The sequence below is a fragment of the Pseudomonas sp. FA117 genome, from assembly GCF_057370475.1.
Genome location: NZ_CM170675.1, coordinates 5,590,010 through 5,612,401, shown reverse-complemented (window position 1 = coordinate 5,612,401; position 22,392 = coordinate 5,590,010). Strand labels below are relative to the sequence as shown.

18 protein-coding genes are annotated in these 22,392 nt (G+C 65.2%); 12 read left to right on the top strand and 6 right to left on the bottom strand.

What is annotated here, in order from left to right:
• Positions 1–18: 18 nt before the first annotated feature.
• Complete coding sequence (gene cadR / locus AC1TXO_RS25675; RefSeq protein WP_486404313.1) at positions 19–462, bottom strand: Cd(II)/Pb(II)-responsive transcriptional regulator; 444 nt, start codon at positions 460–462, stop codon at positions 19–21.
• 100 nt (positions 463–562) lie between these two features.
• Between cadR and AC1TXO_RS25670 the strand changes: the two genes are divergently transcribed.
• The 6 genes from AC1TXO_RS25670 (at position 563) to AC1TXO_RS25645 (ending at position 8,448) form a co-directional block, all read left to right on the top strand.
• A complete protein-coding gene (locus AC1TXO_RS25670; RefSeq protein ID WP_486404312.1) occupies positions 563–2,836 on the top strand; it encodes a heavy metal translocating P-type ATPase in 2,274 nt (757 codons plus the stop codon).
• 9 nt (positions 2,837–2,845) lie between these two features.
• Positions 2,846–3,715: a LysR family transcriptional regulator gene (locus tag AC1TXO_RS25665; RefSeq protein WP_486404311.1), complete on the top strand. Its 870-nt coding sequence runs from the start codon at positions 2,846–2,848 to the stop codon at positions 3,713–3,715.
• A 295-nt stretch (positions 3,716–4,010) separates the two neighbouring features.
• A complete protein-coding gene (locus AC1TXO_RS25660; protein WP_486404310.1) occupies positions 4,011–5,069 on the top strand; it encodes a putative 2-aminoethylphosphonate ABC transporter ATP-binding protein in 1,059 nt (352 codons plus the stop codon).
• Position 5,070: 1 nt separating this feature from the next.
• Entirely contained in the window at positions 5,071–6,795 is a 1,725-nt protein-coding gene (locus tag AC1TXO_RS25655; RefSeq protein ID WP_486404309.1) for a putative 2-aminoethylphosphonate ABC transporter permease subunit, read from the top strand.
• 30 nt (positions 6,796–6,825) lie between these two features.
• On the top strand, positions 6,826–7,848 hold the full coding sequence (locus AC1TXO_RS25650) for a putative 2-aminoethylphosphonate ABC transporter substrate-binding protein (RefSeq protein WP_486404308.1): 1,023 nt from the start codon (positions 6,826–6,828) through the stop codon (positions 7,846–7,848).
• A gap of 48 nt (positions 7,849–7,896) precedes the next feature.
• Complete coding sequence (locus AC1TXO_RS25645; protein ID WP_486404307.1) at positions 7,897–8,448, top strand: phosphonate degradation HD-domain oxygenase; 552 nt, start codon at positions 7,897–7,899, stop codon at positions 8,446–8,448.
• Positions 8,449–8,459: 11 nt separating this feature from the next.
• On the opposite strand, the gene AC1TXO_RS25640 is transcribed toward AC1TXO_RS25645, so the two are convergent.
• Both AC1TXO_RS25640 and AC1TXO_RS25635 read right to left on the bottom strand, forming a co-directional pair.
• Entirely contained in the window at positions 8,460–9,824 is a 1,365-nt protein-coding gene (locus AC1TXO_RS25640; RefSeq protein ID WP_486404306.1) for a GTPase/DUF3482 domain-containing protein, read from the bottom strand.
• A complete protein-coding gene (locus AC1TXO_RS25635; RefSeq protein WP_486404305.1) occupies positions 9,817–11,208 on the bottom strand; it encodes a DUF2868 domain-containing protein in 1,392 nt (463 codons plus the stop codon). The genes AC1TXO_RS25640 and AC1TXO_RS25635 overlap by 8 nt, the downstream gene beginning before the upstream one ends.
• A 54-nt stretch (positions 11,209–11,262) precedes the next feature.
• Here AC1TXO_RS25635 and AC1TXO_RS25630 point away from each other — a divergent pair, with 54 nt between their 5' ends.
• Positions 11,263–11,778 carry a dihydrofolate reductase gene (locus tag AC1TXO_RS25630; protein WP_486404304.1) on the top strand — a complete coding sequence of 172 codons (516 nt, stop codon included), beginning with the start codon at positions 11,263–11,265 and terminating at the stop codon, positions 11,776–11,778.
• Positions 11,779–11,828: 50 nt separating this feature from the next.
• Here the strand turns inward: AC1TXO_RS25630 and AC1TXO_RS25625 are convergent, their stop codons facing one another.
• Positions 11,829–13,220 carry an L-cystine transporter gene (locus tag AC1TXO_RS25625; protein ID WP_486404303.1) on the bottom strand — a complete coding sequence of 464 codons (1,392 nt, stop codon included), beginning with the start codon at positions 13,218–13,220 and terminating at the stop codon, positions 11,829–11,831.
• Between the two features lie 243 nt (positions 13,221–13,463).
• Here AC1TXO_RS25625 and AC1TXO_RS25620 point away from each other — a divergent pair, with 243 nt between their 5' ends.
• On the top strand, positions 13,464–14,519 hold the full coding sequence (locus tag AC1TXO_RS25620) for an HAD family hydrolase (protein ID WP_486406916.1): 1,056 nt from the start codon (positions 13,464–13,466) through the stop codon (positions 14,517–14,519).
• 174 nt (positions 14,520–14,693) lie between these two features.
• Here the strand turns inward: AC1TXO_RS25620 and ilvD are convergent, their stop codons facing one another.
• A complete protein-coding gene (gene ilvD, locus AC1TXO_RS25615) occupies positions 14,694–16,535 on the bottom strand; it encodes a dihydroxy-acid dehydratase (RefSeq protein WP_486404302.1) in 1,842 nt (613 codons plus the stop codon).
• A gap of 481 nt (positions 16,536–17,016) precedes the next feature.
• On the opposite strand from ilvD, the gene mgtE reads away from it, so the two are divergent.
• Together mgtE and AC1TXO_RS25605 are read left to right on the top strand one after the other, a co-directional pair.
• Positions 17,017–18,072, top strand: a complete 1,056-nt coding sequence (gene mgtE, locus AC1TXO_RS25610) for a magnesium transporter (protein WP_486404301.1) — start codon at positions 17,017–17,019, stop codon at positions 18,070–18,072.
• Between the two features lie 235 nt (positions 18,073–18,307).
• Entirely contained in the window at positions 18,308–19,255 is a 948-nt protein-coding gene (locus AC1TXO_RS25605; protein WP_486404300.1) for a phosphatidylinositol-specific phospholipase C, read from the top strand.
• Positions 19,256–19,275: 20 nt separating this feature from the next.
• On the opposite strand, the gene AC1TXO_RS25600 is transcribed toward AC1TXO_RS25605, so the two are convergent.
• Complete coding sequence (locus AC1TXO_RS25600; RefSeq protein ID WP_486404299.1) at positions 19,276–20,472, bottom strand: class I SAM-dependent rRNA methyltransferase; 1,197 nt, start codon at positions 20,470–20,472, stop codon at positions 19,276–19,278.
• Positions 20,473–20,757: 285 nt separating this feature from the next.
• Here AC1TXO_RS25600 and AC1TXO_RS25595 point away from each other — a divergent pair, with 285 nt between their 5' ends.
• On the top strand, positions 20,758–21,576 hold the full coding sequence (locus AC1TXO_RS25595) for an HDOD domain-containing protein (protein ID WP_486406915.1): 819 nt from the start codon (positions 20,758–20,760) through the stop codon (positions 21,574–21,576).
• Positions 21,577–21,579: 3 nt separating this feature from the next.
• Positions 21,580–22,392, top strand: a complete 813-nt coding sequence (gene mutM, locus AC1TXO_RS25590) for a bifunctional DNA-formamidopyrimidine glycosylase/DNA-(apurinic or apyrimidinic site) lyase (protein WP_063541651.1) — start codon at positions 21,580–21,582, stop codon at positions 22,390–22,392.

Genomic DNA, 22,392 nt, shown 5'->3' with positions numbered 1-22,392 from the left:
CAGAGGCCTTTACCGGCCTCAATGCCCGTGGCTGCGCCCCACATGCGAGTGCTCGGTCTCCGGCACCGACACCGCGCCATTGACCTCCAACTGCTGCAGGATCGCGCACTCATCGCCCTGGGTGCTGCATTGCCTGCGCAATTCCACCAGCTGCGTCTGCAGCGCCATCAACCCGTCGATCCTCGCCTGGACGTGCTCGATGTGCTCATCGATCAGCGCATTGACGCTGCCGCAGGCGCCCTCGTGGCTGTCGCGCAGGCTCAGCAGGCTGCGGATCTCGTCCAGGGTCATGTCCAGGGTACGGCAGTTGCGGATGAAGGTCAGGCGCTCCACGTGCGCCTGGGTGTACAGCCGGTAGTTGCCGTCGGTGCGGGCAGGCTCGGGCAGCAACTGCTCGCGCTCGTAGTAGCGGATGGTTTCCACGGCGCAGTCGGTCGCCTTGGCCAGTTCTCCGATCTTCATGAGGAAATCTCCAGGGAATCGCTTGACCCTATAGTGGCTACAGGGTGTTCACTTGGCAACAACCCCCCGTCAGCGGGCACTCTTCGATCAGGGCGAACCTATGAACCAGCCTGTCAGCCACGACCACAAGCACGATCATGATCATGGACACGATCATCACGGCCACGATCATGGCGCCAAGTCTCACTGCCACGACCACCAGGCACACAGCTGCTGTGCCAGCAAGGCTGCGCCGAGCTTCGTGCAACTGACCGAAAAGGCCAGTGACCAGGCGCGCCTGAGCCGTTTTCGCATCCAGGCGATGGACTGCCCGACCGAGCAGACCCTGATCCAGGACAAGCTGGGCAAGCTGGCTGGCATCGAGCAACTGGAGTTCAACCTGATCAACCGCATCCTCGGCGTGCGCCATACCCTCGACGGTACGGCGCAGATCGAGCGCGCCATCGACAGCCTGGGCATGAAGGCCGAGCCGCTGGCTGCAGACGATGATGGCAGCACCAGCGCCCCTGTTGCCCACAAGACCCGCTGGTGGCCATTGGCGTTGTCGGGTATTGCGGCGATTGGCGCCGAAATTGTGCACTTCTCCGGGCTGGCGCCGGAGTGGGTGGTTGCCCTGCTGGCACTGGCCGCCATCCTCGGCTGCGGTCTGGGCACCTACAAGAAGGGCTGGATCGCCCTGAAGAACCGTAATCTGAACATCAATGCGCTGATGAGCATCGCCGTGACCGGTGCGGTGCTGATCGGGCAGTGGCCGGAAGCGGCGATGGTCATGGTGCTGTTCACCATCGCCGAACTGATCGAGGCGCGCTCGCTGGACCGGGCGCGCAATGCCATCAGCGGCCTGATGCAACTGACTCCGGACATGGCCACCGTGCAGCAGGCGGACGGTCAGTGGCGTGAAGTCGAGGTGCGCGAGGTGGCCATCGGTGCGCGGGTGCGGGTGCGCCCGGGCGAGCGCATCGGCCTGGACGGCGAGGTGGTCAGTGGGCAATCGAGCGTCGATCAGGCACCGATCACTGGCGAAAGCCTGCCCGTCGAGAAGGGCCTGGGCGACAAGCTGTTCGCCGGCACCATCAACCAGGCCGGCGCGCTTGAATACCGCGTGACCGCTGGCGCCGGGCAATCGACCCTGGCGCGCATCATCAAGGCCGTGGAAGAAGCGCAAGGCGCACGCGCGCCGACCCAGCGCTTCGTCGACCAGTTCTCGCGCATCTATACCCCGGCGGTGTTCGCCGTGGCCCTGGCCGTGGCGATCATCCCGCCGCTGTTCATGGCCGGCGCCTGGTTCGACTGGGTCTACCGCGCCCTGGTGCTGCTGGTGGTGGCCTGCCCGTGCGCGCTGGTGATCTCGACTCCGGTGACCATCGTCAGTGGCCTTGCCGCAGCCGCGCGCAAGGGCATCCTGATCAAGGGCGGCGTCTACCTCGAAGGCGGTCGCAAGCTGGACTTCCTGGCGCTGGACAAGACCGGCACCATCACCCACGGCAAGCCGGTGCAGACCGATTTCAAGGTGCTCGATCCGGTGTTCGAGGGCCGGGCCCAGGCACTGGCTGCCAGCCTCGGCGAGCGCTCTGACCATCCTGTGTCGCGAGCCATCGCCCAACATGCCAAAGAGCAGGGCATCGTCCTCGACGAAGTGACGGAGTTCGCGGCGCTGGCCGGACGCGGCGTGCGCGGCGAGATCGACGGCCAGGCCTATCACCTGGGCAACCATCGGCTGGTCGAGGAACTGGGCCTGTGCTCCCCGCAGCTGGAAGCCGAACTCGATCAGCTCGAACGCCAGGGCAAGACCGTGGTGCTGTTGCTCGATCGCTCCGGCCCGCTGGCATTGTTCGCCGTGGCCGACACGGTCAAGGACAGCAGCCGCCAGGCGATTGCCGAGCTGCACGAGCTGGGCATCCGTACGGTCATGCTGACCGGCGACAACCCGCACACCGCCCAGGCCATCGCCGCGCAGGTGGGCATCGACCGGGCCGAGGGCAACCTGCTGCCGGCCGACAAGCTCAAGACCATCGAAGACCTGTACGCCCAGGGGCATCGCGTCGGCATGGTCGGTGACGGCATCAACGACGCCCCGGCCCTGGCCCGCGCCGAGATCGGCTTCGCCATGGCGGCGGCCGGTACCGACACGGCCATCGAGACCGCCGATGTGGCGCTGATGGACGACGACTTGCGCAAAATCCCGGCGTTCGTCAGGCTGTCGCGCCAGAGTGCTGCGATCCTCATCCAGAACATTGTCCTGGCACTGGGGGTCAAGGCGATATTCCTGGCGATCACCTTTGCCGGCATGGCCACCCTGTGGATGGCGGTGTTCGCCGACATGGGCGTGAGCCTGCTGGTGGTGTTCAACGGCCTGCGCCTGCTGCGCAAATAACGAGGTGCCATGCTCGGATCGGAGCTCAAAGCCTTCTACATGGTGGCCCGCCTGGGCAGCATTACGCTGGCGGCAAAGAAGCTTGGGCTCAGCCAGCCCACGGTGACCACGCAGATCCGCAACCTGGAGAGCCAGTACGCGGTCGAGCTGTTCTACCGGGGTGGCCGGCGCTTGGTGCTGAGCGAGGAGGGCGCCAGGCTCCTGCCACGGGTCAAGGCCTTGCTGCAGCAAGAGGCGGACATCGAGTTCGAACTGCGCAACAGCGGCCAGGCCCAGGGCAGCCTGCGGGTGGCCGCCACCGCCCCTTACTACATTCTCGACCTGGTGAAGGTGTTCCGCGAGCGCCTGCCGCAGGTCGAAGTGGCAGTGGAGATCGGCAACTCGCAGCAGGTGCTGGAGATGCTCGAGGACTACCGGGTGGATATCGCCGCCTCTTCGCAACTGGTGGAGGATGCGCGCCTGGTGCGTCGGGTGCTGGGCACCGATCCGCTGGTGGTGGCGGTGCACCGCAGTCATCCGCTGGCCGGGCGTCAGTCGGTGGGCATCGAGGCTTTGGCCGGGCATTGCCTGCTGATGCGTGAACCAGGGTCGACCACGCGCAAGCTGACCGAGCAGATGATCCAGGAGGCAGGCGTGAAGACCGCTGCGCTGCTGGAGATCGGCAGCCGCGAGTCGATCCGCGAAGCGGTACTGCGCAACATCGGCATCAGCGTCATTGCCCGCCATGAAGTGCCCCTGACCCCGGAGCTGCGGGTGCTGGCGCTCGAGGGTGCGCCGGTGATGCACGAGTATCTGTACTGCCTGAAGGAGCGGCGCCAGGCGCGCTTGCCGGCGGCGTTTCTCGGGGTAGCGCAGGAAGTGGCGGGGGCTCGGTTCTAGGCTCTGTGTGAAAAGCCTTGATACTCGTTCATGCTGCGTTGAAAACAGCCTCGGAATGCTCATTTACAACCCGTAAACTCCGCTTCCTCGGCTGTTTTCGCCTTGCCTGACCTTCGTCTCAAGACTTTTCACACAGACCCTAGATTTCCTGTGGCTTCTTCGCGGTGCCACGCCCGTGTTCACAGGCCCCAACCAAAATCCGCCAATACCACTATCACCCGCTTTGCCCTAATCGCCACAGAACCTTCGCACAGCCTTCCTAGCATGGCCCTCATCTCTTCGATGAGGCCCAGCCATGAACAACAGCACCCCGGGCGCGCAGATGAAAGTGCGCGGCATCCACAAGCGTTTCGGCGCCTTCACCGCGTTGAACGACGTTTCCCTGGACATCGCCGCCGGCGAGCTGGTCTGCCTGCTCGGCCCCTCGGGCTGCGGCAAGACCACACTGTTGCGCTGCATCGCAGGCCTTGAACGCCAGGACCGGGGCACGCTGTACATCGGCGACCGGGACATTTCCGAACTGCCGCCCCAGGCGCGAGACTACGGCATCCTGTTCCAGTCCTACGCGCTGTTTCCCAACCTTAGCGTCGAAGCCAACATCGCCTATGGCCTGAACGGCGCCAGTCGTGAGCAGGCCCGCCAGCGGGTGGCGGAGATGCTCGAGCTGGTCGGCCTGGGCGGCAGCGAGAAAAAGTACCCTGGCCAGCTTTCCGGCGGCCAGCAGCAGCGCGTGGCCCTGGCCCGGGCGCTGGCGCCGGCGCCGTCACTGCTGTTGCTCGACGAGCCGATGTCGGCGCTCGATGCGCGGGTTCGCGAGCACCTGTGCACCGAGCTGCGCCAACTGCAGCGCCAGCTGGGCATCACCACGCTGATGGTCACCCACAACCAGGACGAAGCCATGCTGATGGCCGACCGCATCGCGGTGATGAACAACGGCCAGGTCGAGCAGTACGCCACCCCGCAAGACATCTACGACCGGCCTGCCACGCCTTTCGTCGCCGAATTCGTCGGCCAGGGCAACTGGCTGCCGTTCCAGCGCCAGGACGACACCCATGCCCAGGTCGGCAGCATGAACATGCGTCTGGCACCGGGGGTGGCGAGTGCGCGCAGCGGCCGGTTGTTCTGCCGTCCGGAGGCGATCACGGTCAATCCGGTGGTGCACGAGGAAAACCTGTTCCCGGCCAAGGTGCGCGAGATCACCTTCCTTGGCAACCGCTGCCGCATGAGCTTCGAACTCAAGGCCCTGCCGGGCCATGCGCTGCTCGCCGAGCTTGCCCCTGAAGCCATGCCACGCCTGGGCTCGCAGGATATCTGGGTGGCCCTGCCACCGCAGAGCCTGCAGGTGTTCGCCTGAAATGGCCGCGCCCATGAGTGTGTCGCTGACACCAGGCAAGGCCGCCTCGCGCGGTGGCGTCGGCCTGGGTGACCGGCTGTTCGTCGTCGGTGGCAAGAGCCTGTTGCTGGTGCTTCTGCTGCTGGCGGTGCTGATGCCGCTTCTGGCCATCTTCTGGCGTGGTTTCAGCGGCGAGGCGGGGCAGGGTGGTGGCCTGCAGGCGGCCGCCGAACTGTTCGCCAGCGACAACTTCCGCTGGCTGCTCGGCAACAGCCTGTCGGTGGCCTTCAGCGTGGCGCTGATCGTCGTGCCGCTGGCCTACCTGTTCGCCTATGCCCTGCAACGCACGCTGATCCCGGCCAAGGGCCTGTGGCGCGGTATTTCGCTGCTGCCGCTGTTGGCGCCGTCGATGCTGCCGGCCATCGCGCTGGTCTACCTGTTCGGCAACCAGGGCCTGCTGCGCGGGCTGCTGAGCGACAACATCTACGGGTTCTGGGGGATCGTGCTCGGCGAGGCGATCTACACCTTCCCGCATGCCCTGATGATCCTGCTGTCGGCGCTGTCGTTGGCCGATGCGCGGTTGTTCGATGCGGCCTCGAGCATGGGGGCCGGACCGTGGCGAGCCTTCTGCAGCATCACCTGGCCGTCCACGCGCCAGGCCGTGTTTGCCGCGTTCTGCCTGGTGTTCACCCTGACCATCACCGATTTCGGCGTACCGGTAGTCGTCGGTGGCGACTATCAGGTACTGGCGCTGGAAGCCTACAAGGCCGTGGTCGGCCAGCAACAGTTCGGACGCGGCGCGCTGATCGGCATGGTCCTGCTGGTGCCGGCGCTGCTCAGTTTCAGTGTCGATGCCTGGCTGCGCCGCCGACAGGGCGAGACGATGAGCGGGCGCGCCCAGGTGTTCGAGCCAAAGCCGTCGCGCCGTCGCGATGCCTGCTTTCTTGCCGTCGTAGTGCTGGTGTGTTCGGCGCTGTTGGCGGTGATCGGCATGGCGGTGTATTCGTCGCTGGTGACCTTCTGGCCCTACAACCTGACGCTGTCGTTCAAGCACTATCTGTTCGACGACACCGCCGGTGGCGGCTGGCTGGCCTACCGCAACAGCGTGACCATGGCCCTGTGCAGCGCGGTGATCGGCAGCGCAGTGATCTTCACCGGCGCCTACCTGATGGAAAAGACTCAAGGCCTGCGGTTGCTCAACCAGGCCCTGCGTCTGCTCAGTTTCGTGCCGATGGCCGTGCCCGGGCTCGTGCTGGGCCTGGGCTACGTGTTCTTCTTCAACCTCAGCGGCAACCCCTTGCATGTGCTCTACGGCAGCATGGCGCTGCTGGTGGTGTGCACCATCGCCCACTACCTGACCACGGCGCAGATGACCGCCAGCACCGCACTGCGCCAACTCGACGCAGAGTTCGAGGCGGCTGCACTGTCGCTCAAGGCGCCGCTGTACCGCCATTACCTGCGCGTCACCGTACCGATCTGCCTGCCGGCGCTGCTGGATATCCTGCGCTACCTGTTCGTCTCCGGGATGACCACGGTGTCGGCGGCGATCTTCCTCTACAGCCCCGACACCATCCTGGCCGCCGTCGCGGTGCTGAACATGGACGATGCCGGCAACGTCGGCGGTGCCGCCGCCATGTCCACCTTGATCCTGCTCACCAGCGCCGCCGCCTCCCTGTTGCTGGCGGGGGCCTCGCGCGGGCTGCTGCGCCGCTCCCAGGCCTGGCGCCAGCGCGCCGGCAAACCCTGACCCGACTGCCCACTCCAAAGGAACCGCATCATGTTCAAGCCACTTGCCCTTGCCGCTGCTGTATCCGCCGTGTTCAGCCTGCAGGCCTCGGCGGCCAGCACCCAGCTTACCGTCTACACAGCCCTTGAGGCCGAGCAGCTCAAGAGCTACAAGCAGGCCTTCGAGAAAGCCAACCCGGATATCGAGATCAAGTGGGTACGCGATTCCACCGGCATCATCACCGCCAAGCTGCTGGCCGAGAAAGACCGCCCACAGGCGGATGCCGTATGGGGCCTGGCCGCTTCGAGCCTGGCCATCCTCGACCAGAACGGCATGCTCGAGGCTTATGCGCCGAAGGACCTGGGCAAGATTTCGCCGAACTACCGTGACGCCGCCAACCCGCCAGCCTGGGTCGGCATGGACGTGTGGGCCGCCACCATCTGCTTCAACACCATCGAGGCCGAAAAGCAGGGGCTGAGCAAGCCGGTGAGCTGGCAGGACCTGACCAAGCCCGAGTACAAAGGCAAGATCGTCATGCCCAACCCGGCTTCGTCCGGCACCGGTTTCCTGGATGTCAGCGCCTGGCTGCAGACCTTCGGCGAACCCCAGGGCTGGGCCTACATGGATGCCCTGCACCAGAACATCGGCCAGTACGTGCATTCCGGCTCCAAGCCATGCAAGTTGGCGGCAGCGGGTGAGTTCCCGATTGGCATCTCCTTCGAGTACCCGGCCGTGCAGCTCAAGCGCCAGGGCGCACCGCTGGACATCGTGCTGCCCAAGGAAGGGCTAGGCTGGGAAATCGAAGCCACTGCAGTGATCAAGGGTACGCCCAAGGCCGATGCGGCACGTCGCCTGGCCGACTTTTCCGCGAGCCCGGCGGCGATGGCGTTGTACAAGGACAACTTCGCCGTGCTCGCCGCTCCGGGCATTGCCAAGCCGCAGACCGAGCTGCCGGCCGACTACGAGCAACGCCTGATCAAGAACGATTTCGCCTGGGCGTCGAAGCACCGCGACGAGATCCTGGCCGAATGGCGCAAGCGCTATGACGGCAAGTCGGAGAAGGTCGCGCAGTAAGTGAAACCGCGTGGCACAGGCCTTTCCTCACCTCACCAGGACGCTACCGTGACGCCCACTCCAGCCCAGATCATCGACAACACCTTCGCCTTGTACGAGCGCCACGGCGCCGACGACTACATTGGCGAAGCCATCACCCAGATCGAGCACATGTCCCAGGCTGCGGAGCTGGCCATGGCCGAAGGCTTCGACGACGAGGTAGTGCTCGCTGCGTTCTTCCACGACATCGGCCACCTGTGTGGCGGCGACGCCAGCATGGGCGGCTATGGCGTGGTCAGCCATGAGCGCATCGGCGCCGAGTACTTGCGCCGTTGCGGTTTCGGCGAGCGCATGGCGCGACTGGTGGAGTTCCACGTGGAAGCCAAGCGCTACCTGACCTTGCGCAAGCCCGGCTATTACGAGCGGCTGAGTGAAGCGAGCCGGCGCACCCTGGGTTACCAGGGCGGTGTGATGAGCGATGCCGAGGCCGACGCCTTCGAGCGCGACCCGCTGTTTGCGGTGAGCCTGCGCATGCGCGAGTGGGACGAGATGGCCAAGGAGGTCGGGGTGCCGGTGCTGGACATGGCGATGCTGAAGGCGAAGGCGCTGGCGCTGATCTGAGGTTTGCGGCATCACATCTGTGATACCAACGTCTCGAGCTGTTCCTGGCGCTGCGCCTGGTTTACCCGCGCACCCGGATTGAGCGTCGACCACTGCGGATGCGCGCGGGCCTTGCCCAGCGCTTCCGGCAGCTTTCCCTCGCGCCAGGCCTTCTCATCCAGCTCACCCAGGCGCACCCGGTCCTGCGCCGCATGGCCGCGGCTGTCCAGCGCCAGTATCAGTTGCTGTTGCCGCAGCGCCAGCAGGCGCAGCACGTTGTCGTCCACGGTCAGCTCGCGCTGGCCCTTGAGCTTGCCGAGCAAGCGGGAGCCGTAGTTGCGCGCAGTCTGCAGCGCACCGCCGGCAATCGCTCCTGCCAGCGCGGCAGCGCCAAGGGTCAGGCCGCCGACCAGCAGGTCCACGCCTGCACCCGCCGCCGCGCCGGCCGCGACCCCGCTGCCCAGGCGCACCCCCAGCAGCTTCAGGGTTTCGGGGTTGAACAGATCATCGCCCCAACGGCCGTCGAGCAATGGCAGGTCACCGGCATTGGCGTCCTCACGGCGGAAGGCATAGAGCTTGAGCAGTGCTTCGACACAGCGTTGTTCACGCTGGCGAATGTCCTGGCGCAGCGCCTCGACGGCCTTGGCTTCGGCGGCAGGCTCGGCCTCGACGCTGCGTCGACAGGCCGCGCAGTCGAGCAGCAGTTCGGCGATCAGGCGCTTGCCGCTGTGCTGACGGGCCAGGCGCTGGGCTTGCTGGTCGTCGATCAAGCGCTGCAGGGCGGGACGCGACTGCTCCAGCAGCAGGGCAAGGCTTTCGTAAAGGCGGCGCTCGCCGTCCTCGGGTGGGGCGACGCTGTCGAAGCGTACCAGCGCGTGCAGGCCCAGGCGGGCCAGGGCGTCGCGCCACTCGGGCTCGCGGTGCTGGCTGCTGGCGACGAAGTTGAGCACCGGCAGCAACGGCCTGCCGCACCCGGCGAGTACTTCCAGCTCGTCGCGGTACTTGGCCAGCACCGGCTCGCGGGCATCGATCACATAGAGTCCGGCATTGCTCGCCTGCAACTGGCGCAGCACCTTGGCCTCCTGCTCGAAACGCTGGCGCGCCTCGCTGCCCTGGAGAAAACGCTCCAGACGGGCCGGGCCGTCGAGGCGTTCGCCGGGGCGCTCCAGGCGCTCCAGATAGTCGAGCAGGGCGATGGCGTCTTCCAGGCCGGGAGTGTCGTACAGCTCCAGCAGCGGTTCGCCGTCCACCGACAGTCGCGCCCCTTCGACATGACGGGTCGTGCTCGGGCGGTGGGACACTTCACCGAAGCCGACATCACGGGTCAGCGTGCGCAGCAGCGAGGTCTTGCCGACGTTGGTGTGGCCGACCACGGCCAGTTTCAGTGGCTCAGTCATGGCCATGCTCCAGCCAGGTCAGGGGCGAGGTGTCGGCATGGGGCAGGCCGAGGCGATCGAGGGCCTCGTGCCAGTCACCCAGGCGATTGGCGTCCAGCGCATGGCCGGGCAGGGCCTGCAGCAGCCAGATGCGGGTGGCGCCGGCGTTACGCGCCAGCTCGGCGAGCAGCGCCAGGCTGCCGCGGTCGGGGGAGCGATGGGGGTCGCAGGCGATCGCCAGGCGTGCCGGCGGGAAGCGGCTGAGCTGTTCGAGCAACCTGTTGCGCGATTCGCGGCTGTCGAGCATGCCGGCGTCGGTTACCGAGCGCGGCAGTGCCGGCGGCCAGGCGCGCTGGTCATCCAGCTCCAGGCCCACCAGCAGGGCGCCGCTGCTGCCGGACTCCAGTTGACCGGCCTCGAATTGTGGCAACTGCTCGGGCGCGGCGTCCTGTACGCCAATACGCTCGCTGCGGGGCATCAGTGCTTCGCGCAAGTGCGCGTAGCCCGGCAGGCTGAGGTCCAGGGCGAGTTGTCCGCGACCCTGGCGCCAGCGCCACAGGCACAGGGCGGCCAGCAGCAGGCGCGGCAGCAGGCCGTACACCAGCACCACGCCGAGCAGCCAACTGGCCCAGGCCTGGCGGGCGATGTCCAGGCTCGGCAGGGTGGCGCCGCTGGCGCGGATCATGTTTTCGTCGGGAACGCTGAAACCGAGCAGCGAGGGCAGGGCGCCGAGGGCGTTGGTCAGGGCGATGAAGGGTTCGGCTGCGAGCAGGGTGGTTTCCCAGACGAAGCCGTAGCGCCGGGTTGCCAGCAGTGCCAGCAGCATGCCCAGTGCCGCGCTCATCGCCAGCAGCCACAGGCCATGCACCAGCAGGCCTAGCAGCCAACGGTTGAGGCGCTGGCGCTGCAGCAGCACCAGCAAGGCCGGCGCCAGGTGCACGGCCTTGGCGTCACGCGCGAAGCGTTCGCTGAGCCACAGCCAGAGCCGGCCCAAGGCCGCGCCCTGCTCGCCCGCGAAGAAGAAGCCCAGGGCCCAGCCGGCCAGCAACACCAGGTTCAGGCCCAGCAGGCTACCCAGCGCCCAGAACACATTCACCGGGCGCTGGCCGTCGCCCAGCGCTGCCAGGCCAAGCCCGGCACCGCTGAGCGCGGCGATGATCATCAGCGCCAGCAGCGCCAGGCGGGCGCCCTGTTTCCAGTGGCGCAGGGCCTGGGCCATGCCGTCACGTTCGGCCAGCCACAACGCGCGGTGCTCGATGCGTGCCGCCAGGTCGCCGCCCTGCTGACGGGCGCGGCGGTTGGCCTCCTGGTCCTCCAGGGGCCCGGCGTGTTCCTCGCGCAGGCGTACCGCTTCGGCGAGCCAGCGTTTGTCCAGTTCGGTCGGTGCAGTCACAAGGTCTTCCATTGCACGGGTCGAGGCCCAAGCATAACCCACGTGCCGGGTGCTATCCTCGCCGGCATGAATACATCACTCCCTCTCAGCCTGATCGCGGCGCTCGCCGAGAACCGTGTGATCGGCATCGACAACTCCATGCCCTGGCACCTGCCGGGGGACTTCAAGTATTTCAAGGCCACCACCCTGGGCAAGCCGATCATCATGGGGCGCAAGACCTGGGACTCGCTCGGGCGGCCGCTGCCCGGGCGCCTGAACATCGTCGTCAGCCGAAAGCCTGGATTGACGCTGGCGGGCGCCGAGGTGTTTGCCTCGCTGGAGGCGGCGCTGGTGCGGGCCGAACAGTGGGCACGGGAGCAGGGTGTCGATGAACTGATGCTGATCGGCGGCGCGCAGCTCTACGGGCAGGCGCTGGAGAAGGGGCTGGTGAGCCGGATGTACCTGACGCGTGTCGAGCTGGCGCCTGAAGGGGATGCCTGGTTTCCGGCGTTCGACGCGGCGCAGTGGACGCTGGCATCGACCGAGCGGCAGGTCGAGGAAGGCAAGCCGGTCTATCACTTCGAGGTGTGGAACAAGCGCTAGGGCTTTTCCTGTGGAAGCGGGTTCGTCCGCTCCCACAGGGCAGGTGTTGCTCAGGAGTGGCTCAGCTCGGCATGTTCATCCCCGGCCAGCACCTGCTGGTCGGTCTGCTTGAGCAGTTGGCTGGTGACCACACCTGCGGTCATCGAACCGTTCACGTTCAACGCGGTACGGCCCATGTCGATCAGCGGCTCGACCGAAATCAGCAGCGCCACCAGCTCGACCGGCAGGCCCATGGCCGGCAGCACGATCAGCGCGGCGAAGGTCGCGCCGCCACCGACCCCGGCAACCCCGGCCGAGCTCAGGGTGACGATGGCCACCAGGGTGGCGATCCACAGCGGGTCGAAAGTATCGATGCCCACGGCCGGGGCTACCATCACTGCCAGCATCGCCGGGTACAGGCCGGCGCAGCCGTTCTGGCCGATGGTCGCGCCGAACGAGGCGCTGAAGCTGGCGATCGACTGCGGCACGCCCAGACGGCGGGTCTGCGCCTCGATGTTCAGCGGGATGCTGGCAGCGCTGGAGCGGCTGGTGAAGGCAAAGGTCAGCACTGGCCAGACCTTGCGGAAGAAGCGCAGCGGGCTGACGCCAGTGATTGCCAGGATCACTCCGTGCACCACGAACATCAGCCCCAGGCCGATGTACGACACCACCACGAAGCTGCCCAGCTTGAGGATGTCGTCGAGGTTCGAGCTGGCCACCACCTTGGTCATCAGCGCGAGCACGCCATAGGGCGTGAGCTTCATCACCAGGCGCACCAGGCGCATCACCCAGGCCTGCAGCACGTCGATGGCCGACAGGGCACGTTCGCCCTTGTCCTTGTCGTCCTTGATCAACTGCAGCGCAGCCAGGCCGACGAACACGGCGAAGATCACCACGCTGATGATCGAGGTCGGCTTGGCACGCGCCAGGTCGCCCACCGGGTTGCTGGGGATGAACGACAGCAGCAGTTGCGGGATGTTGAGGTCGGCGACCTTGCCCGCATAGTCGCTGTGGATGGTCTGCAGGCGCGCGGTTTCCTGCACGCCGGCCACCAGGCCCTCGGCGCTGAGACCGAACAGGTTGGTCAGGGCGACGCCGATGAGCGCGGCGATGGCGGTGGTCAGCAGCAGGGTGCCAATGCTCAGCACGCTGATCCGGCCCAGCGCCGAGGCATTGTGCAGGCGTGCCACCGCGCTGAGGATCGAGGCGAAGATCAGCGGCATGACGATCATCTGCAACAGCCCGACATAGCCGTTGCCGACCAGATCGAGCCAGCCGATGGTGGCCTTGAGCACCGGATGACCGGCGCCGTACAGCGTGTGCAGCACCAGGCCGAACAGCACGCCCAGTACCAGGCCGAGCAGGACCTTCTTGGCCAGGCTCCAGTCGGTACGGCGGGTTTGCGCCAGGCCCAGCAGCAGGGCCAGGAACGCCAGCAGGTTGAGGGAAAGCGGCAGGTTCATTGAAGCTCCGTGAAGCATGAATAGGGATCGCTTCTGTGAGCGATTGCGAACTGAAATGCTAACAGTCTGAAAACAAACGAATTTATACCTAAGAGTAATTTAGATAGTCGTTAATGGAATAACGCCCTGTCGCGATTGGCAATGAACATGCCGTTTCGGACTGTTTCGGCGTCGGTCGCAGACGCTTGTCTGTCATCGATGCGGTCTAGGCTTCAGCGGCCACGTCTCTGGAGAACGCACATGATGTCTGCTCCGAAACTCCTCGCCGGCGGTCTCGCCCTGTTGCTCAGCGCCAGCACCTGGGCCGCCACCGAGCTCAAGCACTGGCCCGCCGAGGCTGCCAGACAGCTCGACACGATGATCGCTGCCAACGCCAACAAAGGTAACTACGCGGTGTTCGACATGGACAACACCAGCTACCGCTACGACCTCGAGGAAGCGCTGCTGCCGTTCATGGAGAACAAGGGGCTGCTGACCCGCGACAAGCTCGATCCTTCGCTGAAGCTGATCCCGTTCAAGGATACCGCCGAGCACAAGGAGAGCCTGTTCAGTTACTACTATCGCTTGTGCGAGATCGACGACATGGTCTGCTACCCCTGGGTGGCGCAGGTGTTTTCCGGTTTCACGCTCAAGGAGCTGAAGGTCCAGGTCGATGAGCTGATGGCCTCGAACAAGCCGGTCCCCAGCACCTACTTCGAAGGCGATCAGGTCAAGACTATCGAGGTGCAGCCGCCGAAGGTCTTCACCGGCCAGGCCGAGCTGTACAACAAGCTGATGGAGAACGGCATCGAGGTGTATGTGATCTCGGCCGCTTCCGAGGAGCTGGTACGCATGGTCGCGTCCGATCCCAGGTATGGCTACAACGTCAAGCCGCAGAACGTGATCGGCGTCAGCCTGCTGCTCAAGGACCGCGCCAGCGGCGCGCTGACCACGGCACGCAAGCAGATCAGCGAAGGCCACTATGATGCCAAGGCCAACGAGGGCCTGGAGTTGACGCCCTATCTGTGGACACCCGCCACCTGGATGGCCGGCAAGCAGGCGGCCATCCTGACCTATATCGATGAGTGGAAGCGGCCGGTGCTGGTCGGTGGCGATACGCCAACCAGCGATGGCTACATGCAGTTTCATGGCGTCGATGTGGGCAAGGGCGGCATCCACCTGTGGATAAACCGCAAGGCCAAGTACATGGATCAGTTGAACGGCATGATCGCCAAGCATGCGGCGGCGCAGGCGAAGGAAGGGCTGCCGGTGACGGCGGACAAGAACTGGGTGATCGTGACGCCGGAGCAGATCCAGTAAGCGTTGTAGCGCCTATGCCGGCCTCTTCGCGGGTAAACCCGCTCCCACAGATACTGCGCAGGCCTTGAAGGCTATGAGACCGCTGTGGGAGCGGGTTCACCCGCGAAAGGGCCGGCACAGGCATAAAAAAACCGGCGCCCAAGGCGCCGGTTCTGCTTGCATCCTCTCAGAGCCTCACAGCCCTTCGAGCATCTCCTTGTTGCGCACGGCACCCTTGTCGGCGCTGGTCGCCAGCAGGGCGTAGGCCTTCAGTGCGGTGGTCACCTTGCGTGGACGCACTTCGGCAGGCTTCCAGCCTTTCTTGTCCTGCTCGATACGGCGTGCGGCCAGCTCTTCGTCGCTCACCAGCAGGTTGATCGAACGGTTCGGAATGTCGATCAGCACTTTGTCACCATCCTTGACCAGGCCGATGGCGCCGCCCGAGGCCGCTTCCGGCGAGGCGTGACCGATCGACAGGCCCGAGGTGCCGCCGGAGAAGCGACCGTCGGTAAGCAGGGCGCAGGCCTTGCCCAGGCCCTTGGACTTCAGGTACGAGGTCGGGTAGAGCATCTCTTGCATGCCCGGGCCGCCTTTCGGGCCTTCGTAGCGGATGATCACGATGTCACCGGCCTTCACTTCGTCGGCGAGGATGCCGCGCACGGCGCTGTCCTGGCTTTCGAAGATCTTCGCGGTGCCTTCGAACACGTGGATCGACTCGTCGACGCCGGCGGTCTTGACCACGCAGCCGTCCAGGGCGATGTTGCCGTACAGCACGGCCAGGCCGCCCTCCTGCGAGTAGGCATGTTCGAAGCTGCGGATGCAGCCGTTTTCGCGGTCGTCGTCGAGGGTTTCCCAGCGGGTCGACTGGCTGAAGGCGGTCTGCGTGGGAATGCCGGCCGGGCCTGCCTTGAAGAAGGTGTGCACGGCTTCGTCATCGGTCTGGGTGATATCCCACTTGGCGATGGCTTCTTCCATGCTGCGGCTGTGCACGGTCGGCAGATCCGTGTGCAGCAGGCCGCCACGGGCCAGCGAGCCGAGGATGCTGAAGATGCCGCCAGCGCGGTGGACGTCTTCCATGTGGTACTTCTGGATGTTCGGCGCCACCTTGCACAGCTGCGGCACCTTGCGCGACAGGCGATCGATGTCGCGCAGGTCGAACGCCACCTCGCCTTCCTGGGCGGCAGCCAGCAGGTGCAGGATGGTGTTGGTCGAGCCGCCCATGGCGATGTCGAGCATCATGGCGTTCTCGAACGCCTTGAAGTTGGCGATGCTGCGCGGCAGCACCGACTCGTCGTTGTCGCCGTAGTAGCGCTTGCACAGCTCGACGATGGTGCGCCCGGCGGTGAGGAACAGCTGCTCACGGTCGGCGTGGGTGGCCAGGGTGGAACCGTTGCCCGGCAGGGCCAGGCCCAGGGCCTCGGTCAGGCAGTTCATCGAGTTGGCGGTGAACATGCCGGAGCACGAACCGCAGGTCGGGCAGGCGCTGCGCTCATATTCGGCGACCTTTTCGTCGGAGGCCGTGGAGTCGGCAGCGATGACCATGGCATCGACCAGGTCCAGGCCGTGGCTGGCCAGCTTGGTCTTGCCGGCTTCCATCGGGCCGCCGGAAACGAAGATCACCGGGATGTTCAGGCGCAGGGCGGCCATCAGCATGCCGGGGGTGATCTTGTCGCAGTTGGAGATGCAGACGATGGCGTCGGCGCAGTGGGCGTTGACCATGTACTCGACGGCGTCGGCGATGATCTCGCGACTCGGCAGCGAATACAGCATGCCGTCGTGGCCCATGGCGATGCCGTCGTCGACGGCGATGGTGTTGAATTCCTTGGCCACGCCACCGGCGCGTTCGATTTCGCGGGCGACCAGTTGGCCCAGGTCCTTCAGGTGCACGTGACCCGGGACGAACTGGGTGAACGAGTTGGCGATGGCGATGATCGGTTTCTTGAAGTCTTCGTCCTTCATCCCGGTGGCGCGCCACAGGGCCCGGGCGCCGGCCATGTTGCGGCCCTGGGTGGAAGTCTTGGAACGATAATCAGGCATGAAGCACTCCTGGCGGCTAAATCAGGTCTCTGGAAAGGGGAGTGAGCTTCTCTTGTCCTTTGCGCCGAAGGCCGGTTGCCGCTGGCACGGATGGGGCCGAAGACAGCGCGGGATCGCCGCGTGCTTGGCCAGAGCTCATAAACCCGCCTGGGGATGTCTGGCGATGAATAGGCCGATTCTACACCGCTGGCGCGGCGAGGGAATGACGATGTGTCTGGACGGTGCTTTTCGTCGTTTTGGCAAGATGGCGTAGGGCATTTCCCAAACACCAGTCCAACGGTGTTTTCCTGCCTTGCCTGCCCCTATCATCCCCGCGCCGCATGTGCGGCTTCACGAGCCAAGCCCTCAATGGACCTTCCCAGTTTCAGTTCATCACGAACCTGCAATCTGGCACTGAGCGCACCGTCGCCAGGGCATCCGGAGGCTTGAGCCCGCGTGGCCGAGGTCTGTGGGCGCCTGCTTCGGCGCCTGGAGAACTTTCATGCAGCACCCGACCGACACCCTCGCCACACCTCTCGATCTGCGCCAGGCGGCCCAGGCCCGGCGTGACCGCTTCCTGCAGCCTGGCCTGTACGATGACGGCAGCGCCGGCGCGCTGATGATCGGCGAATACTCCAGCCTGGACAGCGGCCTGAGCGCGCGCCAGGCCATCGACATGCTGCGGCGCGAAGCCGCCGATGCCGAAACCATCTATCAATCCTACGTACTCGATGGCCAGCGCAACCTGCTGGGCACCCTGTCGCTGCGCGAGCTGATCCTGGCGCCGCCCGACCAGCCGATCGAAGCCATCATGGTGCGCAAGGTGATCTGCGTGACCACCTCGACGCGCCAGGAGGAGGTGGCCCGACTCATTCGCGACCACGACCTGCTCGCCGTACCGGTGCTCGACGAGCTTGGGCGCCTGGTGGGCATCGTCACCTGCGACGAGGCGCTGGACGTGATGGAGGAGGAAGCCACCGAGGACTTTCACAAGGGTGCGTCGATCACCAACCACATCGGCAACCTCAAGGATGCCACCGTTGGCCTGATGTACCGCAAGCGCGTGCTGTGGCTGGTGCTGCTGGTGTTCGGCAACCTGTTTTCCGGCGCAGGCATCGCGGCCTTCGAAGACACCATCGCTGCCCACATCGCCCTGGTGTTCTTCCTCCCGCTGCTGGTCGACAGCGGCGGCAATGCTGGCGCCCAGTCGGCAACCCTGATGGTCCGTGGCCTGGCCACGGGCGAGGTGGTCCTGCGCGATTGGCTGCGCATGCTCACGCGTGAATGCGGGGTGGCGCTGGCACTGGGGGGCACCATGGCGGTGGCGGTGGCATCGCTGGGTGTGCTGCGTGGCGGCCCGGAAATCGCCCTGATCGTGGCCAGCAGCATGCTGGTGATCGTGCTCATCGGCAGCCTGATCGGCATGAGCCTGCCGTTCATGCTCAGTCGGCTCAAGCTCGACCCGGCAACCGCCAGTGGCCCGTTGGTCACCTCGATCGCCGATGTGGTGGGGGTGTTGATCTACTTCGGTATCGCTTCGATGGTGCTGGATATCTGAGACGTCATTGCAGGAGCGCCCGTGCGGGGTGGGCCGTTACCCGGTGCCCATCCATCCGCCTGGTCACTAGTGTGACGGCCTCATACGTTTGCAAAGGAATTGACCCATGCGCCTTTTCCACACCAGGGCGGCTCTCGCCTGGTTGCTGTGCTGCGTTGTCGGCAGCGCTGTTGCCCATGAGGATGGAGCCTACGCTCACGATCACAATGACCCGTTCACCGACAGGAGCCGCTGGATGCAAGCCATCCGCGACGATGTGCGCCTGAGCGAGCTGGCGCTGCCGGGCACCCATGACTCGGCGACCTTCGATGTCAGCGTATTTCCAGTGGTCGATGACATCGTCAGCACCCAGGTACTGAGCTTCGACGAGCAGTTGAAATACGGCATCCGTGTGTTCGACCTGCGTATCCGGCGCACGGGCGGCGCATTTGCGCTGCACCATGGCCCGGTCTACCTGGACAAGATGTTTGGGTCGGCACTGCAGTCGATCCGCGTGTTCCTGCAGGCCAACCCCAGTGAAACCGTGCTGTTCAGAATCAAGGAAGAACACACGCCCGACAGCAATGTCACCCAACGGCTTCCCAAGGTGTTCGACCAGTACATGCAACGGTTCTCTGACGTCTATCTGCGTGAACCGCGAAAAAGCCTGACGCTGGGCGAGGCTCGAGGCAAGTTCGTGGTGTTGTCCAATATCGCCAATCTCAACCCCTATGGGCTGAGCTACAGCAGCTTCGATATCCAGGACGACTCTACCCTGTCGACCAACTGGGACCTGCATGAGAAATACCTCAAGATCAGGCGCCAGATGCACCGGGCTTCGGCTGGCAGCGTGGAGACGTTCTACGTCAACTATCTTTCGGGTAGCGTCGGGTCATTCCCTTACTTCGTCGCCAGTGGCCACTCCAGCCCGGGTACTGCCGCGCCCAGGCTATCCACGGGGCTGCTCGCGCTGGGCGAGTCCGACTGGTATCCGCATTTCCCCCGCACCACGTGCTTGGGGAAGCTGTGCACCATTTCCTTTGAAGGTATGAACACCCTGGCGCGGGACGATATCGAGGATCTCAACGGGCCTCAGCCCACGGTCAGGACCGTGGGCATCATCATGGCCGACTTCCCGGGGGATTCGCTGATCGCCAATATCATCGCCAACAACCATCACAAACCGCACGATCTGGGGCTGTAGGCCAGCCCCGGTCGGCGGGTTCAGCTGTTGGGCAACAACCGGCAGGTGATGCTCTTGATGTAGCGGGTTTCGGCGATCGCCGGGTGCACCGGGTGGTCCGGGCCCTGGCCGCCGCGCTCGAGCAGTTGCAGGTTGCGGTCAAGGTGGCGGGCGCTGGTCAGCAGGATGTTGTGCAGGTCGTCTTCGGGTAGATGCATCGAGCACGAGGCACTGACCAGGATGCCGTCCTTGTTCAGCATGCGCATGGCCTGTTCGTTGAGGCGGCGGTAGGCGGCCTCGCCGTTCTTCAGGTCTTTCTTGCGCTTGATGAAGGCGGGTGGGTCGGCAATGATCACGTCGAAGCGTTCTTCGGCGGCCTTGAGCTCGCGCAGCGCTTCGAACACGTCGCCTTCGATGCAGGTCAGCTTCTCGGCGATGCCGTTGAGCGCGGCATTGCGTTCCACGCCATCGAGGGCAAAGCCCGAGGCATCGACGCAGAACACTTCGCTGGCACCGAAGGCACCGGCCTGTACACCCCAGCCACCGATGTAGCTGAACAGGTCGAGCACGCGCTTGCCCTTGACGTAGGGCGCCAGGCGCGCACGGTTCATGCGGTGGTCGTAGAACCAGCCGGTCTTCTGGCCTTCGCGCACGGGCGCTTCGAATTTCACGCCGTTTTCTTCCAGGGCGACCCAGTCCGGCACTTCGCCGTAGACGGTCTCGACATAACGGTCCAGGCCTTCGGCATCGCGTGCGGCCGAATCATTCTTGAACAGGATGCCACTGGGCTTGAGGACCTGCACCAGCGCCGCGATCACTTCGTCCTTGTGGGCTTCCATGGTGGCCGAGGCCAGTTGCACCACGAGGATGTCGAAGAAACGGTCGACCACCAGGCCTGGCAACAGGTCGGAGTCGCCGTAGACCAGGCGGTAGCAGGGCTTGTCGAACAGGCGTTCGCGCAGCGACAGGGCGACGTTCAGGCGGTGCACCAGCAGCGACTTGTCCAGGGGCAGTTTGGCGTCGCGCGACAGCATTCGGGCGCAGATCAGGTTGTTCGGGCTCACCGCCACCACGCCCAGCGGCTTGCCGTTGGCCGCCTCGAGGATCGCCTGCTGCCCGGCCTTGAGGCCTTGCAGCGGTGTCGCGGCAACATCGACTTCGTTGCTGTAGACCCACAGGTGGCCGGCGCGCAGGCGGCGGTCGGCATTGGCTTTGAGGCGAAGGCTGGGCAGGGACATGACGTCGCTCCGGAAAAAAGAGCGGGAGTATACCGCGTTGGCCTGGGGTTCGCTGGCGAGGTGGATGAAGTGTCGGCCTCATCGCGGCAGGATTGCGCCGTACCTGTGGGAGCGGGCTTGCCCCGCGATATGACCACGCGCCTAAAGTAAAACGTCCAGGGAACGATCCAGTGATTGGTGCCCTGCAGGAGTACAGGGTTAGAATCTCCCGTCATTTCCGAGTGTGTACCCATGTCCCAGGAACTTTCCGCCGAACAGATCCAGCAAGCCTTGCAAGGCATCACCATTCCGCCGCAGCCGCAGATCATGGTGGACCTGCAGTTCGAGCAGTACATGCCCGACCCGGACCTGGAAACCATCGCCAAGCTGATAGCGCAGGACCCGGGCCTGGCCGGTGCGCTGCTCAAGCTGGTGAACTCCCCGCATTTCGGCCTGGCCAACAAGATCGGCTCGATCCAGCGCGCCGTGAACCTGCTGGGCAGCCGCTCGATCATCAACCTGATCAATGCCCAGTCGATCAAGGGCGAGATGAGCGACGAGACCATCGTCACCCTCAACCGCTTCTGGGACACCGCCCAGGACGTGGCGATGACCTGCCTGACCCTGGCCAAGCGCACCGGCATCCAGGCGGCGGACGAGGCGTACACCCTCGGGCTGTTCCATGACTGTGGCGTGCCGCTGATGCTCAAGCGCTTCCCCACCTACATGGAGGTGCTCGAAGACGCCTACGCCAAGGCCGGTGAAGAGGTGCGGGTGGTGGATACCGAGAACCGCGCGTTCAATACCAACCATTCGGTGGTCGGTTACTTCACCGCCAAGTCGTGGCGCCTGCCGGAGCACATCAGTGCGGCCATCGCCAATCACCATAACGCCCTGGCGGTGTTCCGCGACGAGTCTTCGCGCAACACCCAGACCCAGCTGAAGAACCTGCTGGCGGTGCTGAAGATGGCCGAGCACATCTGTGCCTCCTACCGTGTGCTCGGAAACCAGAGTATCGACCACGAGTGGAACGTGGTCGGGCCGCTGGTGCTGGACTACATCGGCTTGTCGGAGTACGACTTCGAGAGCCTCAAGCAGAACATCCGCGAAATGAGTGGCCATTGATCCATGCCTGAGTTGCCCGAAGTCGAGACTACGCGGCGCGGTATTGCGCCTTATCTGGAAGGCCAGCGGGTCAGCCGCGTGGTGGTGCGTGACCGGCGCCTGCGCTGGCCGATCCCCGAGGATCTGGACGTACGCCTGTCGGGGCAGCGCATCGTCAGCGTCGAGCGACGGGCCAAGTACCTGTTGATCAACGCCGAGGTAGGCACCTTGATCAGCCACCTGGGCATGTCCGGCAACTTGCGCCTGGTCGAGCTCGGGCTGCCGGCGGCCAAGCACGAGCATGTGGACATCGAGCTGGAGTCGGGGCTGATGCTGCGCTACACCGATCCACGCCGATTCGGCGCCATGCTCTGGAGCCAGGACCCGCTCGGTCACGAGCTGCTGGTGCGGCTGGGGCCGGAGCCCCTGACCGACCTGTTCGACGGCGAGCGGCTGTTCCAGCTATCCCGCGGCCGGTCCATGGCGGTGAAGCCGTTCATCATGGATAACGCCGTGGTGGTCGGGGTCGGCAACATCTACGCCACCGAGGCCCTGTTCGCTGCAGGTATCGATCCGCGCCGCGAAGCGGGTGGGATCAGCCGGGCGCGCTATCTGAAGCTGGCGATCGAGATCAAGCGGGTGCTGGCCGCGGCCATCGAGCGTGGTGGTACCACGTTGCGCGATTTCATCGGTGGCGATGGGCAGCCGGGGTACTTCCAGCAGGAACTGTTCGTGTATGGGCGTGGCGGTGAAGCCTGCAAGGTGTGCGGGACCGAACTGCGGGACGTGAAACTGGGGCAGCGCGCGAGCGTGTTCTGCCCGCGCTGCCAGCGCTGA